Genomic DNA, 17,736 nt, shown 5'->3' on the forward strand with positions numbered 1-17,736 from the left:
CACTATCTTGTTAAGTAACTGTAAATAGCTGTGAAAATATCACTACTATCACAGCCTGTTTGAGTGAGCTCAGCATTTCCACCACAAACTCCCCCAGTTACAGTAGATACCAGTTCTTTCGTGCTAATTTTATCGACTAAATCTTTACTTACTTTAACGATCAACACTGTTTTATTTTTCTCCATTGCCGTAAAAGCTATTACCGTTTTTGGTTTTTGTTGCTGTAAAATGAATTCCCTTACTATATTTGCTGGAATGTCAGTAAAAGAGTGGCTTACGAAATTCATTCCATTTATTTCAATGCTTTTTATGTTTTCTGCGCTTACAAGCTTTTTGTAGAGGCTTTTTATTTTAGTTTCGGACTCTTTGCGCTCTTGGTTTAAAATACTTAACCGGCTTGTTATTTCATTTACTGGTGCTTTTACGAGTTCTGCAATTTTTCTTAAGTTGATTTCATTATCACGTGCATAATCAATTGCTTCTTGACCGGTTAAAGCTTCGATTCTTCTTACTCCAGATGCAATGGAACATTCTGTTATTATCTTAAATAAACCAATTTCTCCAGTACGCTCCACGTGTGTGCCACCACATAACTCTTTTGAATCTCCAATGTTTACAACTCTAACTTGATCGCCATATTTTTTACCGAACAGTGCCATAGCCCCTTCACCTATTGCCTGATTCATGCTCTGAATTTTTGTGAGTGCGGAAAGATTTTCTCTGATTAAAGAGTTTACCATATCTTCTATCAAAGACAGCTGATCGCGAGTAACTTGAGTGTTATGACTGAAGTCAAATCGTAATCTATCTGGTGCAATTAGGGAACCTTTTTGAGTGACATGATCACCCAAGATTTTTCTTAATGCAAAGTGCAGAAGATGTGTAGCTGAGTGATTTCTTCTTAGGTTTTGCCTTCTTTCCTTGTCAGTGCTTGCTGTAACTATGTCATCTTTACAAATTGAGCCAGATTTAACTATGCATCTGTGCAAGTATAGGTCATTAACTTTATTGGTATTCTCTACTATAGCTATACCTTCAGTAATACGATCGCATGACCTATCATTTTTTTTCTGGATCCTAGTATCAAGCACTGGGGTGATAGAAGGGATAATGAAACTACCAGTATCTCCCACCTGTCCACCTGATTCGCCATAAAAAGGTGTTTTATCAAGTATAATGGTTATCTTCTCTCCCTCTTTTGCAGAATCAATTACTTCATTTTTAGAGGAAAGTATGACTAGTACTTTCGCATCCTTTACCTCACTAAACTCATAACCAACAAACTCTGTTTTGCCAAATTTATCAATCAAATTAAACCATATTTGCTCAATGGATTTTTCACCAGATCCGGTCCATTTAGCACGTGCTCTTTCTTTCTGTTCTTCCATTGCATTATCAAAACCCTTTTGATCGAAATTTATTTTTCTTTCTTTTAAAATATCGAGTGTGATATCTAAAGGAAATCCGTAAGTGTCATATAGTTTAAACGCTGACTCTCCCGATAAAGTATCGCCTGGTTTCAAATCTGTAGTGAATTTCTCCAAAAGATTAATACCTTTTATCAGAGTGTCTTTAAAGTTTTCTTCCTCTGATTTTAATGTCGTTTCTATTAAGCTTTTAGCTCTGATTAATTCAGGATAGACACCTCCCATATAAGCTGAACTTGTGCTATCTATCAGCACTGGAAAAATGCGATGGAGTAGGGGATCATTATATCCAAGTTGATGAATGTAACGCACGGCTCTCCTGATTAATCTGCGTAATATATAATTTCTACCTTCATTTCCAGGGAGTACCCCTTCTGCAATGAGAAATGCAGCTGCACGAAGGTGATCTGCAATGATCTTATGTGCTGCTTTATTCTCTACATCTCCACAATATTCCTGTGATTTACTTATCAGAGCGGAAAATAGATCAATGTCATAGTTATCATAGACGTTTTGCATTACAGCAGCTACTCTCTCAAGGCCCATACCAGTATCGATGCATTTTTTTGGCAATTTTTGCAAATTGCCTTCCTCATCTTTATTAAATTCCATGAATACTAGATTCCAGATTTCAACAATTCTGTCATCGTTCTGTAGATTAGGCTTTGCATAGTCGTAAAAAATTTCAGAACATGGCCCACATGGGCCAATATTGCCCATACTCCAAAAATTGTCATCTGTTGCAATCATGATGATTTTATCGTTTGAAAAGCCACTTACCTTACGCCAAATTTCGTATGACTTATCATCAGTATGGTAGATGGTTATGGACAATCTGTTTTTATCAAGAGACAATTCTTCAGTGATAAATTTCCACGCAAATTCTATCGCAGTTTCTTTGAAGTAATCACCGAAACTAAAATTTCCGAGCATTTCAAAAAATGTGTGGTGCCGAGTCGTATAGCCGACATTTTCAAGATCGTTATGTTTACCGCCTGCTCTCAGACACTTTTGACTCGAGACAGCACGTTTTATGTCAGTTTTTTGTATACCGGTAAAGATGTTTTTAAACTGCACCATGCCAGCATTTGTGAACATAAGCGTTGGGTCATGTTCTGGAATTAAAGGAGAAGAAAAAACCTGCTTGTGGTTATTACGTACAAAAAATTTTATAAATCTTTCTCTAATTTCATTTAGCTTCATTATTTTTACTGAGATTATCTATGCATAATAAGCTGCAATGATAGTAAAATCAATTTATCAATCAATCTGGTTACAAGAGCACACTCTCTTGTTATTTAGTGTGAATTAACTCACATTCATCGCTTTTAATCAAGCGTATATTTCATTACCAACTTTATGGTGAGGTTCCGCAGTTGAGTGGAAACAGTCAAAAAAGAAATAGTTCTTTAGTGTTTCTTTACTACACCAGGATTATAGTGAGCGTCAAGTTTTCCTTTTAGGATCAACTTTAAAAGTATTTTTATGTTTTCCTTAAATCCTCTAAATTGATCTGCAACATTCAATATACACACATCTTGATAATTTAAACCTTTGCTCTTATATTCGCTAAGCATATTTTTCATTTTAGAGTTAAGGTCAAATACTTTTGTTTCAAGATCTGTACTTTTCCTCATATCATCTAAACTGTTAGCTAATTTTACATTGAAACTCTCTGTGAGTTTTGTAGCTAGTACCTTTGCTTTTCCATTTTTGTTAAAAGCTAGTATTAAGTCAATGTCAGAAGCATTTGTAACAACTACATACTAAGCACCCCGTTTGTTTAGAACATTAAGTGCATTACATATTTCACTAACTGCCTGCTCCAGTATTTCCTCAGCTCTAGTATTGCCAAGGTGGTAGCAACCCATAATATCACTGTTGGTTAGCTAAACGAAATTTGTTGAAGAAATAGGAATAAATGGAGGCGGGAATTTTGGATACTGCTACATACGAAACTACGTAGTTTTGATCTTGCCGTCCATGGTGCCTGCTAAAGGGTAAATAACTCCGTCCAGATTTAAACTATTCTAAATCTAAATTTCGCTACGTATTCAACAGCAGTAGGACTATTACTCTGAAAGACCTGCCTTGATAAAAAGGGTCATCAAATTTTACGCTTTTTGCAAAGAGAATGTTTCTAAGATTCCACAAAACGTGCTATTATCGAGTAAACTGTCACCCAGAACATAAAAACTTTTATACCTTCTATAAGGTATATGCAATCATGTTATTTAACATGAAATTCGTGAAAAAGAGTAGAAAATGTTGATGTGTAATTTTTTATACTTCCACTTTAAACTTTGTTGTGTGTTCCCTCTATCTCAACCCTTGCAAACAGGCGTTTCATTTTATTTCAAAATAGCCTAACTTTCCCTCCTCTTTTCTGTGAGGTCAATCTTATAAAAACTTTGCTTTTCATAACTAAAAACTTATATTTTAGGTTTGATATAAATCCTTAGCTACAAATATTTAAGAAATTTACTAAATAGGAAAAAAGGTAAAAAAAGCCCTAATTACTATCTATTTTCTATATTTGGTGTTTTTTAGCCTTAAACGCTTTATAGGTAAAAACCTAGTTTTATAAAGACATAAGGTGTACAAGTGTAAAAATTTAAATAACAGTACATCAAATACAAGACTTTCTTGCCGTTTTAACCACCCAGGTTAGGAAGTTATATAAAACAACCTTACTGCACATGATTAAAGAGACTGACGGGGCTTGTCAAGTAATTTTTTCGTTTCTGAGGTTTATATATCGCTGCTGGCTTGTTATGCAAGAGATCTAATGTAAATTCTTTTTGTAATATGTAGAGTATTTTAAAATGGGGGCCATTTTTGTAATAATAAAAATGTTCTTTGCTAAGCTCTTTAAATGTGCTACCTTTATCCATTAATTAAAAATTTTAAATGTTACTACCCTTTCTGTTGATTCTATCTCTGATTGCCCAATTTATTGAAATTGATATTTCTGTACCTGGCTTTCCAGATATAGCACGCTATTTCAATATATTGGAAGGTACAATTCAGTTAACTATTGCTTATAATTTCCTGGGCCTTTGTATAGGAGGGCTATTTTTTGGTCCGTTATCTGAATGTTATGGCAGAAGGAAAATTATGATCATAGGTAATACTTTACTGTTAATTGGCGCTATTGGTTGTGTTTTTGCACCGTCAGTTTTTTGGCTTTTAATCTCCCGCTTTATTCAAGGTATTGGTGTTAGCACATCTGTAGTTGTATTTACAATTATTGCAGATAGTTATCAAGGAAACAAAGCTATAAAATTTATTGGAATCATGAATTCTGTTCTCACAGTTGTCATGGCAATTGCACCAGTCTTAGGTAGTTTCATTAATGGAATTATTGGGTGGCGTGGCAATTATGCAAGTGTTGCAATAATTTGTTTGATCTCTTGGATTTTACTGCTTTTAGCGTTACCGGAAACAAAAAAGGACCGCGATATTTTCAATTTGAAAAAAATGATGAAAGATTATAGAAAGTTATTATCGAGTTCAAAATTTATGGCGTTGTCTTTGGTACCAAGCTTTTTTTCTGCTGCTTATATGTCATTCATCACTTGTGGACCTTTTTTATATATGAAAACTTTTGGTTTATCTAGCACTATTTACGCGCTGCATCAAGGTGCAATAGTTGGATGTTTCTCACTTGTCAGTCTATTTACTGGCAAAATTTTGCGGAAACTTGGGGCAATAAGATGTGTAATTTCTGGTACAGGCATGATTGTCATAGGGTCTCTATCGCTTGTAATATTCAGTTTAACTATGACCCATTTGTCTTGCTTAGTAACACTGTCTATGATTATTTTCGTGGTTGGTTGTGCAATTTGCCAGCCAGTTATCTTCAATGCATCATTGAATATTTTCCCTGATATCAAAGGTACAGCTTCTTCTGCAGTTTCGTTTATCAGGTCTTTTATCATAGCTATTTTTATCGGTTTAACAAGCTACGTTTACAATGGTCAGGCAATCAGTGTATCTCTCCTTGTTCTTTCTGCGGTAGTGTTAGAACTTATTTTTACTATCTATTTGTTGCTTTTAAAAAATACATTACATTAATGTAGGTGTATATGTATTAACTTTCCCCAGCCAGTCTTTCTGCTTCATTACGTGAAATTAATACCTCAATAAATTCATCTAGCTCGCCTTCTTTTATAATCTGCTCTAGCTGATGTGAAGTTAGATTGATTCTGTGATCTGTTATTCTTGATTGTGGGAAGTTATAAGTTCTTATACGTTCAGAACGATCTCCAGAGCCAATTTGACTCTTTCTCATTGTTGATCTTTCTATTTCTTTTTTTTGTCTTTCAATTTCATATAGCCTTGCCCTCAATACTTTGAGCGCTTTAGCTTTGTTTTTGTGCTGCGATTTTTCGTCTTGCTGTATTACAACCATTTCTGTTGGTAAGTGAGTAACTCTCACTGCACTGTCAGTTGTGTTCACTGATTGTCCTCCAGGGCCGCTGGATCTATAAACATCTATCCGTAAATCTTTTTCTTCTATTTTAAAATCAACCTCCTCAACTTCAGGTAATATTGCAACAGTAGCTGCAGAAGTATGTAACCTTCCCGAAGATTCAGTTTCTGGCACTCGCTGTACCCTATGTACTCCTGATTCAAATTTCAGCCTTGCAAAAACTTCTGTTCCATTGATAAGTGCAGAAGCTTCCTTATAACCACCTATACCTGTGCTGGAAATACTTATTGGCTCAAATTTCCAATTTCTTCTTTCTGCATATTTTTGGTACATTCGGAATAACATTGCTGCAAATAATGCTGCTTCTTCTCCTCCTGTACCTGCTCTAATTTCTAGTATTGCATTTCTTGAATCATCTTCATCTTTAGGCAGTAGTGCCAATTTTAATTTAGCTTTTACTTGTGGTAATAATACCTTTTGCTTTTCGAAAAATTCTTCTTTGGCCAGCTCCTTTATATCATATTCACTATTTTCATCTTTTATTATTTCCTCTAAGTCTAAAATTTCCTTTTTTAACGTGTCATATTCATTGATTATCTTGATAATCGGCCTGAGTTCAGAATATTCTTTTGAAAGGTTGATAAATTCTTTTTTACTTAAATTGGTAGGATTTTCTAATTTCCTTTCTATATAGTTGAATTTTCTCTTTAAATCTTGTAAGTTGTTTTCTATATCCATACAGCTCTGGTCTAATATTTCAACTGTTTAAGTGAGCAATATATACTTGAAATAAAAAATTTTTTACATCAAGTAATGACATTATAATATACCTACTACTTTAGGTATTTCTATATAATATAATGGTAAGGCGGATAACATTAAACAGCAATTTTATGTTTGGGGCTTCAGACATAAAGTCATTACCAAATGAATCAGCACCAGAAATTGCGTTTGCTGGCAGATCAAATGTAGGAAAATCTAGTTTAATTAACTTACTGATAAACAGCAAAAAAGCTGCCAGAGTTTCTTCTAAACCTGGATGCACTAGACAAATAAATTTTTATTCTATGTACAATGATAAATTCAGACTTGTTGACCTACCAGGGTATGGCTGTTCTCATGCAAGCAAGGATGAAACAATACAGTACTTAGGCTTAGTTGAATACTATTTGATTCATAGAAGAAACCTGAGAAGAGTGTTTGTACTGATAGATAGCAAAGTAAGACTAAAAGAAATAGACAAAGACTTTATTTATTGGTTAACATATAATAATATTAACTTTGATGTCGTGCTAACAAAAATAGACAAAGTAGATCGAGGGAATCTTGATGCTATTATAGAAAGTACTCGAAAATGGATTAATAACGAAAGTGTGTCAATTCGTCAAATAAGCGTCCGTGTTAAGTATGAAATGACCAAGGTGAGAGATGAGTTTTTCAAGTTTACAAGATAAGGGAATGAAGAACAGTGAATTTTTAAAGGGTGAGGTATCATTTGAGCAAAAAGCAAAAATATTACTTGAAGCGCTGTCTAGCATACCCAACTTTGTAGGCGAAACCTTTGTTATCAAATGTGGCGGTATAACAATATCGGATGAAACACTGTTCAATACCTTTGTGCATAATGTTGTCTTGTTGAAGCAGCTTGGTATAAATCCGGTTATAGTCCATGATGGAGAGTATGAAATTGATTCCGTACTAAAAATCTTGGGTATCAATAGTAAGTTTGTAAATGATATCAGACTTACAGATAAGGATACTATGAGAATCATTGAAATGGTGTTATGTGGTTCAATTAATAAAAAAATTGTTCAGCATATAAATTCTGCTGGTGGTTCAGCTATTGGGTTATGTGGAAAAGATGGCAACCTAATAAAAGCCGAAAAAATAAGTACTACACTTAGAGAAAATGGATCGAATAATGTAGAAAAGATATTAGATATGGGATTTATTGGCATACCAACTGAGATCAATCCTGATATATTGTTTTTCATTGAAGAATCAGATTTTATACCAGTTATTGCGCCTATCGGTCATGGAAAAAATGGAGAAACATATCACATTGATGCCGATGGCGCTGCGGGTGCAATAGCAGTTGCAGTTTCTGCATCTAAAATGATAATCTTTAGCGACGTATGTGAAGAAATGGATAAAATTGATGGTAGGAAGATATCTGTTAAAAATTTAAATGCATCGATTAATTGTGGTAAAATTAAGGGAGAAAGATTTGTTGAAAAACTTATAGCATGTGCTAAAATGGTAGAAGAATGTGCTGGAATTGCTCATATAGTTAATGGGAGAATACCTAATATTATGATTGATTTATTTACTGAGAGCAATTCTAGTGTATCAATTGTAAATGATTTATAGCTAAACGTGATTGCCGTGGCATATCATTTTTGCAGATGTAGTTTACATGCTATAACTTGAGCTTTGGTGGGTAGGATACAAAGAAATAAAATTAAAGTAGAAATAAAAAAGTTGTCTCATGGGAAAGATTTGCCTCTTCCGTGTTATGCAACTATGCAGAGTGCTGGTATGGATCTTTATGCTGCACTGGGTAACTCTATTGTTTTAAATCCACTTGAAAGATTACTTATTCCAACTGGAATTGTAATTGTAATACCAAATGGTTTTGAGGGACAAATTCGCCCACGTTCTGGTCTTGCTGCAAAATATGGAATCACTGTCTTAAATTCTCCTGGCACTATAGACTCTGATTATCGCGGTGAGATTAAAGTTTGCCTAATTAATCTCAGTAATCAGCCATATGAAATAAAAAGGGGAGATAGAATTGCACAAATCCTTATTGCTCCTGTGTTCCGGGTAATTTGGGATGATGCAGAACGATTATACACTGAAGAAACTGAAAGAAGTGCAGGAGGTTTTGGTTCAAGTGGTAGATAGTTTATGAAAAAGTTACCCATCAGCTAAAATTTTTGTTAAAAGTTTCGAACCGAGGTAATTTTTTATATATAATTTTAGATATATTAATAATTCATTAAAGAGGTAATTATATCGGTTTTCAAAACTCTCAAAAACCATTATGGTTAATTCTGCAAAAAATGAACACTACTCTTACGGTAGGCGCTGCTTAGCTTCTATAACTACATTAATAGCAATAGTTGCATTTATTAAACCAACTTTACTGGGAACTATAGGGCTGGTTTCTATAGTAACTCTACCAGTTTTAATAGCTTAAGTTATATTATTTTTAGCAATCGCAGGTTTAATGGTATATGCAATCAACAAAAACAATAAAATATCTGAGTTAAAAGCTCCGAAGATTGTTGTTACTAATGATGGTAAAGTAGTGATACAAATGATAGAAGATGTATATAATAAAATAAAAGAAAGTAACAAAACAAGGATGAAGAAAGTAAGCATGATAGATGATGAATATTGTTTATACTTCAGCTTAGAAGATAAGATTACCGTATTACTATAGATGATCAGCTTTTCCAGCAGGAAGTTAATATCTTATTACTAGGTATAGCTTCACTAGAAGCGAAAAACAAAGACGGTGAGTACACCTCAGCAGGTGAAAGTGAGGTGACAAATAAATTAGACAAACAGGGTGCTGAAGTTAACACTTATTTAGGATAAGTTGTTGTTGAACAAGCTCAACAAGACACACAAAGAAAGGAGTAATACTTATAAAGTAAGGAGGTAGGCTAAATTTGCCTATTTTTTTTTCTGAAGAGTTCATGGATTTCAGGCGCCACACTGGAACGACAAAAGTTATTTTATCTTTATCACCATCAAACGTAGCTAGCTATAAAACAAAATATGACGTTAGTCCACTTCTATTATATCCAATCAAGACTATTATAGGTAAATAAATTTTAATGCAATCTTATTATACTTATAAATACTCTGTATAGAGTAAAAGTATGGAAGATTTTATAACTGCAAGAAGGAAAGATGATGCTGTGATATCTGTTTATCAGGATAATAAGAAAAGAACTTTATCAATTTTAAGGCTAAGTCAAGCTGTAAGGGATTTGTTAAAATATGAAAAGGGAGAATTTACTTAACAAGCCGTTAATTAATATTAACACAAGAACAGCTGATGATGTGGAGGATTATTTGGAGTATAACGAAGATAGACACGATTTACTTGATATATTGCCTATAAAGTGATAGATTTTTTCCTTAATTGACGCTAAAGGAGAAGATATAAAGAAAAAAGTGAAGTTTTTCGTACCATGTGGTTCACTAGTCACAAGATTAATTATGAGCTATTGATACATGACGTAAGCCTGCCTCATAAATTAATGAATATCTAATGGGTAAGAAATATAAAAACCACGACTTATTTGATATACCAGATAATGAGTCTTCTACTTTAGAGTTATGTGTTGTATCAAGCTTTACCCTGCGGCACTAAATGAATGTGGCTACGGGAATCATTCAGTTTTGATAGTAACTGTGATGAGATAAATGATGCACTGAAAGTTGTTATAGAGCATTTCTACAAAAATTGCCGTAGTGACGATTTACTCAGATATGCTGATAAAAATAAAGTGCTTTTTATCTTGATTAACTATAATGCACACAACACACCTCAAATAATTGATCGTATAACATTTTGCTATTAATAAGCAGTTATTAAAGCGGAAATTACCCAGTATATCAGTAATTTATGGAAAAGTAGCTCAAAAGCTGGCCTAAAGTTTAGGTTTAGTGCAAAAATCGGAGGCGCCTTCTGGAAAGTTGTCTTTTGCCTATATTGAGTTTAAACTTAGACTTTTATAAAGACTTTGAGTTTATTCATGAAATTAAGGTACTGCCTAGTGATACTGTTTTCATTGTTGTTTTCACAAAGTAATACTGGTGCTAGAGTAATTTTGGACAAGGAAATATTTTATACAGAGCTAGACGGGAAAATGGATTTGAGATTTAGCTATACCTTCAACAAAGATTCTTTCAATATTAAGCCTAAAGATAAGACTTCAAGTTATTCATACCTGCGCCTTTTTTATTTACAACGTGTTTATCCAAATACTCAAATGGGGTTTAATATAAAGGCAGAGGTTTCCAATATTTCTAATCTAAAAGCGTTAGACATAGAGAAGTTAAACATGGAGGAATGGTATTTTATCATTAAAAACCAGGGGCTTGGATCAATTGAATATGGTAAAAGAAATTTGGTTAGCCAAAGTATGCTGATTAACACTTCAAAGATTTATGTAGCTGCTGGAGGGGCAAATGGTTACTGGGCAAACTATGCAAACTTGCTTGGTAATGAAAAAAAAGATGATGGTGCTGGATATGATAAAGATGAGGTGTTCTGGGTAAAGCCCAGTATTTATAGTAATTACAGTGGACTTAAACTAAAGTTAAAGCAGCCAGTGGTAAGCTATATCTCTCCTGAGATTTATAATTTTCAATTGGGGCTCAGTTATGTTCCAGGAAAAAGTAACTTACAGTACAACAATCTGGTTGCTTCTGGCCTTTCCTATAAAAATGGCCTATCAGATGATATAAGCTTTACTACTACTTTGACTGGTGAATTTGCAAGGGGAGATTTAGCTGATTGTACCAACAGAAATCCTAGCAATCTCCAGTGTCACAATCAATTACTGCACTGGAATTTTGGTTTGAAACTGAAGTTTTTCAATCTTGATTGCATTTTTTCATATGGTAATAGCGGTAAATCTGGTAAGAAGCTTGATTCTGAAGTAAGTAGCACATATTACATGAATGCAGGTGTTGCTTACCGCTCTGATTCCCGCAAGTTGAGCTTAACATATTTTAATGGTGGCCAGGATATTATAGGCAAGGGTATAAACAAATTAACTTCATATGCTTTGAGTCTTGAATATCCTCTTTTTATGGGCACTTCATACTATTTCGATATTGTGAAATTTAATACCGGAAAACCTAAAGTAATGAATAACAACTCAGGTTACATACTCTTAGCTGGATTGAAGTTAATTTTTTAATAAAGTTGTATTACTTTCTTTCACTTCAACACTCTTCTCTATTATCCAAATAGCTCACAGAAATGTAAAAAACTACTTTAATAAATTTCAAAAACCTCATGGCCATGGCATTAAGGGTATTTCTGACTCGTAACTTGTTTTTGACCTGCACAGGTTCAATAACAAAGTTCAGTAAAGAACTTAAGGTATTTTTTGGCTTATTACATCAAGTTATCGTAGCTGTATGTCTTTTAAATTTTTTCTACATTCAGCTAAATCGCGTTTAAACTAAGCGTCAACAAATTATTACAGCGCCAATTTAAACTATTATAGGGTTAAAACTCGCACCACGTGGTTTTTTGCCTTTTTTTCTATTTAATAAATTTCCTAAATATTTGTAACTACCGTCGTTCCTTAGCGAGATCTAAAGATACTGTGGAGTATGATGAGGAATTGCCATTCCAGTGTGTTGAATCCCAATGTCGGAGCACTGGAATGACAAAAAGAGGGGAGTGGAATAAACAGCAAGGACGCTCACTAACATAGAAAATATAAACTTTCTCAAACTCATTGAGTTATGCTTTCAAAACGGTAGTACGGGATGTGAGTATAATGATTATTAATATATAAAAGTCATAGCGAACAACTTAAAGCGGCAGGCACTGGTGCAGTGAGACGAATAATATTTAGTATGCCTTCACGCTCGACGAAGCCCATATGCGTAAGAGTAATAATTGTGAGCTATTCCCAGCGAAAAGCACTCGCTCGATACTAGGTGCATAATGCAGTCTGATTGGTATAAAAAGCTATTTCTAGAAGTAGAACTATCCATAGAACAAAATACTAAGTATAAATTTCAAACAGTGCGGAGAGAATACAAAATTGCAACGTCTGTTGGGGGAACATTAACTAGCAAGAAGGTGATTTTATTATTGTCAACGACCCACTGAGTTCCGCTCAAGCTTTGAGCGAAACGCTTAGAAAGCGTGCCACAAGCTAGTTTGATCAGACTTTAGTAACTGGCTCAACAATAGAAAAAAGGAATAATTGTACTTGTGATGCATAGGCTACATCAGGAAGATTTAACCTGACACCTTCTCTCCAAACCGAAAAATATGTTGCATTAAATTTGTTTGCCAACAATAGCTAAAAATAAGGAGTCTATCTATTCAATTGAAAAGCCAATGTCTCCTTCTCTTATTCCTGTAATCAGAGTAACTACAAATAATTACAAGAGCTGAATTACAGCATCAAGTGCTAAAATAACGCCATCGTAATATTACCCTCGAGGGAAGAAGATCAGTTGCTATATCTTCTAGATGGAGGAAAAGAAGAGATTGAAACGATAAAAATTGACTTGGGAATTACGCTTTTGCTGTACAATATCAACAAAAACCCTCTGTCGCTTTTAAGTGATATAATTAAACAAGAGTGGGCTGGAAGCGCTATAGAAGTTTTCCTGATGATCTCTTTGCCTATAGCTTAAAGCTAGAATACTGCAGTTTTAATAGGCGACGCTAGCAACTTTAGCGTCCGCACTACCTGGGCAAAGTAGGTAATAAATTCTATTTACTTGATGTATAACGTGCAAAATTTGAATATCCAAAACTCTTAGTTTTGTCCTTAGCAGAAAGATGGATGCCACATGCAATTTTGATTGAAGCAGAAACAAGTGGTCAACAATTAGTACAAGATCTGAAGGTAAGCAGTGATTTAGCCATTGTCGAAATAATGCCACATAATGATAAGCTTACTTGATTTCATTAAATTAGTTCCTACTATAGAGTCTGGCAAGGTTTTTCTACTGCATCAAGCAGTATGGCTAGAAGATTTTGAGTATGAGATTTTAATGTTTCCAGGAATCCGTCATGATGACCAAGTGGACAGCACCATACAATACCTGCAGTGAATAAGAAAAACTAACACCAATACCTTCAGAATCAGGAGTTTTTCCCACAACTTTATTTGAGATATTCATGGTAAAATCAGCACACTTAATACTATTTATTGCATAAATTACCTGTAAATTGTAACGTTTGTACAGTACGCACTGAAATTTGGCAGCTTAACTAGATTACCTCTCTGGAGCTCTATTTTTTATACCACTCATTTATGAGTTCATTGACATCAGAATCTACAAAATTCTTCAGTGGCTGTCTGACTTTTATCTCAGCATTTTTAGGAATGCACTTATCTTTACATATCGCATATTTTATATGAAAGTTAAGATCAACATACTCTTGACTTGAAAACATATTCACCCTAAAGGGAAATAACACCATGTTCTCATATACGTTACTGATAAATATCTCTCTTCCTAAATTATCTCTATGCTCTTTTGGAGTAGGCCAGTGAATATCTATATTTGATGTATTACCCTTGCAATCAAAAGAAGTGGGGAGACCAAAATCTCCAGGATCTTTGTAATATATATGCCAGCCTGGTTTTATTGTAACCTTTATTGCACCTTCAAAGGTGAGGCTTGCTTCATTTACCTTACCAATAAGCAAATCAAATTTTGCAACTTCTTCGTTAGCATACAGTTGAGTGCAAGAGAAAAGCAAAAACAATATTAAATATATACTTATTTTCATAAAGATAATTCTATCCTTTTGTAAAGGAGGTATTTAGATTTTTATTACTATATTTAACAACATTATACTAATAATTTATTAATATAGCACTAAGGAGTGAAAAGAATAAATCACTATAGAAAATAAACAGCAATACAATAGTACCTTTTTGTACAAAGCAACTGTATTACAATTTATTCGTATTATCTTTAATAAACAGTAAAATATGAAATTTTGAGAACTAAAAGATATCCTTGGAGCAATTTGCTCCAAGGTTTCGTTTACTTAGAATCCATTCATTCCACCCATGCCGCCTGCACCCATAGAAGATGAAGCGTTTTCTTCCTTGTTTGGTACATCAACTATCATAGATTCAGTAGTAATCAGCACACTTGCAACGGATATCGCTGTTTCAAAAGCAATACGTACTACCTTTGCTGGATCAATGACACCGGCAGTAAATGCATTAGCGTAATTCATAGCCTCGACATTATATATAAGCTCTTTATCATTCTGCTTAGTCAAATGATCAATTATAACAGCGGACTCAAGGCCAGCATTTTTAACTAATCTCTTGATTGGGGCACTGAGAACTTTCTTGATAATATTTATACCTATCTGTTCTTCATCACTTCCACCTTTTAGCTTATCGAGAGCAGACGAAGCATAAAGAAGTGCAACTCCACCACCTGGAACTATACCTTCTTCAATTGCAGCTCTTGTTGCATGTAATGCATCCTCAACTCTATCTCTACGCTCTTTAACTTCTACTTCAGTTACTCCACCGACTTTAAGCACAGCAACGCCACCTGATAGCTTTGCTAAACGCTCCCTTAGCTTTTCTTTATCATAATCAGAAGTTGAGGTTTCAATTTGAGATTTGATCTGCTCGACTCTAGCTTTTACTCTATCAGAGTCACTGCTTCCGCTGACAATTGTAGTATTATCTTTAGTAACTTTAACATTTTTAGCAGTACCAAGATCTTCAAGAGTTAGGTCTTCCATCTTGATTCCAAGTTCGTCTTTTATTACATATTTAGCACCAGTTAAAGCTGCTATATCTTCAAGCATCTCTTTTCTTCTATCTCCAAAACCTGGAGCTTTCACTGCAGTAACTTTTAGACCACCACGCAATTTGTTGATAACCAAAGTACTTAACGCTTCACCTTCAATATCTTCTGCAATAATAAGCAAAGGTTTACCAGACTTAACAACAGCTTCAAGAATAGGAAGCAATGGCTGTATAATACTCAATTTTTTCTCTGTAATTAAGAGATATGGATCATCAAATTCTACAATCATTTTCTCATTACTTGTGATAAAGTATGGAGAAAGATAACCGCGATCAAATTGCATACCAGTAGTAAGCTCAACTTCTAACTCTTTTGAGCCCTTACTTTCTTCAACGGTAATCACACCTTCTTTTCCAACTTTTTTAACAGCATCAGCAATGCTATTACCAATATCCTTATCACCATTTGCAGAAATTATTGCAACTTGTGCTACTTCATCCATTTTTTCCAAAGGAATTGTGCGGGACATTGATGTAATCCCTTCTAATACTGCATCTTTTGCCTTTTGCATCCCGTTTTTGATGCTAACACGATCGTTTCCAGCGGCAATTGACTTTAAAGCTTCCATTATCATGTTGCTAGTTAGTATTGAACACGTTGTTGTACCATCACCAACTTTATCATTACATTGAAAACAACTTTGAGCAAAGATGCTTGTTATTGCAGCATGTAAAGGTTTTTCAGGCTTAATACCCTTCATTACCTTATAACCATCTTTTGTAATTTCTGGTGCTCCATAGGGCTTATTAATCCCTACTGTTTTTCCTCTAGGTCCAGCAGTTATTGCTACCGTTGAGTCCACCATCACTGCAACTTCACGAAAAGCTTCTTGCAACTGTTCACCTGACACTACTACATTAGTCATTTTTATCACCTCTTGTTAATAAAAAACTTAGAAAACTATAATAAAATTATTTGTAATGCACTATATTGTGCTTTGTTTTAATTTAGTAAAAATAAAGACTGCTACTTAATAATAGCAAGTATATCTGACTCCTTCATTACGATAAGCTTTTCACTACCGTGTTCTATTTCTGTACCAGCCCATTGGCGATAAAACACTTTATCACCAGCTTTTACAGTCAAAGCTATGCGTTCGCCACTTGAATTGCGTGAACCTTCACCGATTGCTATAACTTCACCTTTAGTAGGTTTCTTTTCAGCACTTGATGGAAGTACAATCCCACCTTGCTTTTCTTCATTGATAGGTTTAATCAGAACACTATCATCCAATACACTTAAGCTTATACTTGACATTCGTTTTCCTCATCAACAAATTAACCTATAAATCTATATATGCATTTGTAAGTTAGATTTCAAGGGCTGGAACTTGTAAAATATGAGAAGACGAGAAGTGCTCGATGCTGTATAGTGAAATTTAGGTTCATTATTAGTAGAAATTTTATGGGTTATATACCATTGCCAAGCCGTGGTGTAATAGTTTTATACGGCCCAGATACGAGGGATTTCCTCCAGGGTGTTATAACAAATGATATCAATAAGTTAAATAGCCAAAAGGCTATTTATTCTTTATTACTTAGTCCTCAGGGAAAATACCTATACGATTTTTTTCTCATTGAATATGGTAAATGTATCCTCTTAGAATGTGAAAACATGTACTTGCAACAAATAATTGAGAAACTAGATTTGCTCAAAACTTATTTAAGAGTGAAGATTAAGGACATTAGTGCACTATATAAGGTTGGGGTTTTGTTTGATACTAAGTCAACGGAGTGTAGCAATGAGTCACAGGTTATTTTTCAAGACCCAAGACATAAGTTATTGGAAATGAGGATAATACACAAAAATGAAATAAAGGAACTAGTTGGAGATTTTGCTCAATATGAAAGAGTGAGAATCCAAAATCTTGTTCCAGATGGAGCGAAAGATATGGTGCAAAATTTGTCGTTTCCGCTGCAATATTTAATCGATAAGATAAACGGTATAAGCTTTAACAAGGGATGTTATATAGGTCAGGAAGTTGTAAGTCGAATGAGCAGACAAGAAATATTCAGAAAAAAGCTTTACCTTGTTGAGGGGGATAATGCACTGCCCAATATTGGCACCAAAGTAACGAATGAAAATAATGAGGAAGTAGGGGAACTGCGCTCTAGCATAGACAACATCGGGCTAGCACTGCTCAACACTGGAAAAAGCCATGCAAACTTATACGCTGATGGGATTGGGGTATTTGTGCGTTAGAGTGTTGTAAGAGGTTAAAGCCTTAAGATAGTGCTTGATGCTGGAATCTAGTAAAGAGTATTTGCAAGTTATTCAGTAAATAACGTGTTCTGAGAGAAT

At 34.3% G+C, this 17,736-nt stretch carries 17 protein-coding genes and 1 pseudogene; 12 read left to right on the plus strand and 6 right to left on the minus strand.

Annotated elements, in window-relative coordinates:
• Nucleotides 1–2: 2 nt before the first annotated feature.
• Together alaS and WBP_RS05595 are read right to left on the minus strand one after the other, a co-directional pair.
• The gene (alaS, locus tag WBP_RS01950) at nucleotides 3–2,630 is read right to left on the minus strand and encodes an alanine--tRNA ligase (RefSeq protein ID WP_167895899.1); all 2,628 of its coding nucleotides are present in this window, start codon (nucleotides 2,628–2,630) and stop codon (nucleotides 3–5) included.
• A 206-nt stretch (nucleotides 2,631–2,836) separates the two neighbouring features.
• Entirely contained in the window at nucleotides 2,837–3,064 is a 228-nt protein-coding gene (locus WBP_RS05595) for a hypothetical protein (RefSeq protein WP_246166082.1), read from the minus strand.
• A 1,273-nt stretch (nucleotides 3,065–4,337) separates the two neighbouring features.
• Between WBP_RS05595 and WBP_RS01965 the strand changes: the two genes are divergently transcribed.
• Nucleotides 4,338–5,504 (plus strand): multidrug effflux MFS transporter, encoded by a 1,167-nt coding sequence (locus WBP_RS01965; protein ID WP_167895900.1) that lies wholly within the window; start codon nucleotides 4,338–4,340, stop codon nucleotides 5,502–5,504.
• A gap of 16 nt (nucleotides 5,505–5,520) precedes the next feature.
• On the opposite strand, the gene prfA is transcribed toward WBP_RS01965, so the two are convergent.
• A complete protein-coding gene (gene prfA / locus WBP_RS01970; protein ID WP_167895901.1) occupies nucleotides 5,521–6,600 on the minus strand; it encodes a peptide chain release factor 1 in 1,080 nt (359 codons plus the stop codon).
• A 122-nt stretch (nucleotides 6,601–6,722) separates the two neighbouring features.
• On the opposite strand from prfA, the gene yihA reads away from it, so the two are divergent.
• The 10 genes and pseudogenes from yihA to terL all read left to right on the plus strand — a co-directional run bounded on the left by yihA (nucleotide 6,723) and on the right by terL (nucleotide 13,698).
• A complete protein-coding gene (gene yihA, locus WBP_RS01975; protein ID WP_167895902.1) occupies nucleotides 6,723–7,316 on the plus strand; it encodes a ribosome biogenesis GTP-binding protein YihA/YsxC in 594 nt (197 codons plus the stop codon).
• 4 nt (nucleotides 7,317–7,320) lie between these two features.
• On the plus strand, nucleotides 7,321–8,232 hold the full coding sequence (gene argB, locus WBP_RS01980) for an acetylglutamate kinase (protein ID WP_167896307.1): 912 nt from the start codon (nucleotides 7,321–7,323) through the stop codon (nucleotides 8,230–8,232).
• A 75-nt stretch (nucleotides 8,233–8,307) separates the two neighbouring features.
• Nucleotides 8,308–8,769: a dUTP diphosphatase gene (dut, locus tag WBP_RS01985; RefSeq protein WP_167896308.1), complete on the plus strand. Its 462-nt coding sequence runs from the start codon at nucleotides 8,308–8,310 to the stop codon at nucleotides 8,767–8,769.
• 139 nt (nucleotides 8,770–8,908) lie between these two features.
• A complete protein-coding gene (locus WBP_RS01990) occupies nucleotides 8,909–9,064 on the plus strand; it encodes a hypothetical protein (protein ID WP_167895903.1) in 156 nt (51 codons plus the stop codon).
• Nucleotides 9,065–9,094: 30 nt separating this feature from the next.
• Nucleotides 9,095–9,310, plus strand: coding sequence for a hypothetical protein (locus tag WBP_RS01995; protein WP_167895904.1), 216 nt, complete (start codon nucleotides 9,095–9,097; stop codon nucleotides 9,308–9,310).
• Between the two features lie 445 nt (nucleotides 9,311–9,755).
• A complete protein-coding gene (locus tag WBP_RS05600; RefSeq protein ID WP_246166085.1) occupies nucleotides 9,756–9,899 on the plus strand; it encodes a hypothetical protein in 144 nt (47 codons plus the stop codon).
• Nucleotides 9,877–10,005, plus strand: coding sequence for a hypothetical protein (locus tag WBP_RS06020; RefSeq protein ID WP_256366206.1), 129 nt, complete (start codon nucleotides 9,877–9,879; stop codon nucleotides 10,003–10,005). Before WBP_RS05600 ends, WBP_RS06020 begins: the two co-directional genes overlap by 23 nt.
• 251 nt (nucleotides 10,006–10,256) lie before the next feature.
• Nucleotides 10,257–10,463 carry a hypothetical protein gene (locus WBP_RS05605; protein ID WP_246166087.1) on the plus strand — a complete coding sequence of 69 codons (207 nt, stop codon included), beginning with the start codon at nucleotides 10,257–10,259 and terminating at the stop codon, nucleotides 10,461–10,463.
• A 174-nt stretch (nucleotides 10,464–10,637) separates the two neighbouring features.
• Nucleotides 10,638–11,810 (plus strand): porin, encoded by a 1,173-nt coding sequence (locus WBP_RS02005; protein WP_167895905.1) that lies wholly within the window; start codon nucleotides 10,638–10,640, stop codon nucleotides 11,808–11,810.
• Between the two features lie 530 nt (nucleotides 11,811–12,340).
• A pseudogene (gene terL / locus WBP_RS06195) lies at nucleotides 12,341–13,698 on the plus strand (phage terminase large subunit).
• Nucleotides 13,699–13,879: 181 nt separating this feature from the next.
• On the opposite strand, the gene WBP_RS02015 reads toward terL, so the two are convergent.
• The 3 genes from WBP_RS02015 to WBP_RS02025 form a co-directional block, all read right to left on the minus strand.
• Nucleotides 13,880–14,383: a protein-disulfide reductase DsbD domain-containing protein gene (locus WBP_RS02015; RefSeq protein ID WP_167895906.1), complete on the minus strand. Its 504-nt coding sequence runs from the start codon at nucleotides 14,381–14,383 to the stop codon at nucleotides 13,880–13,882.
• A gap of 264 nt (nucleotides 14,384–14,647) precedes the next feature.
• A complete protein-coding gene (gene groL / locus WBP_RS02020; RefSeq protein WP_011256549.1) occupies nucleotides 14,648–16,300 on the minus strand; it encodes a chaperonin GroEL in 1,653 nt (550 codons plus the stop codon).
• A 101-nt stretch (nucleotides 16,301–16,401) separates the two neighbouring features.
• Entirely contained in the window at nucleotides 16,402–16,683 is a 282-nt protein-coding gene (locus WBP_RS02025) for a co-chaperone GroES (protein ID WP_202943180.1), read from the minus strand.
• A gap of 156 nt (nucleotides 16,684–16,839) precedes the next feature.
• Here WBP_RS02025 and ygfZ point away from each other — a divergent pair, with 156 nt between their 5' ends.
• The gene (ygfZ, locus tag WBP_RS02030) at nucleotides 16,840–17,637 is read left to right on the plus strand and encodes a CAF17-like 4Fe-4S cluster assembly/insertion protein YgfZ (protein ID WP_167895907.1); all 798 of its coding nucleotides are present in this window, start codon (nucleotides 16,840–16,842) and stop codon (nucleotides 17,635–17,637) included.
• Nucleotides 17,638–17,736: the final 99 nt, after the last annotated feature.

The organism is Wolbachia endosymbiont of Brugia pahangi, from assembly GCF_012030695.1.
Lineage (GTDB): Bacteria > Pseudomonadota > Alphaproteobacteria > Rickettsiales > Anaplasmataceae > Wolbachia.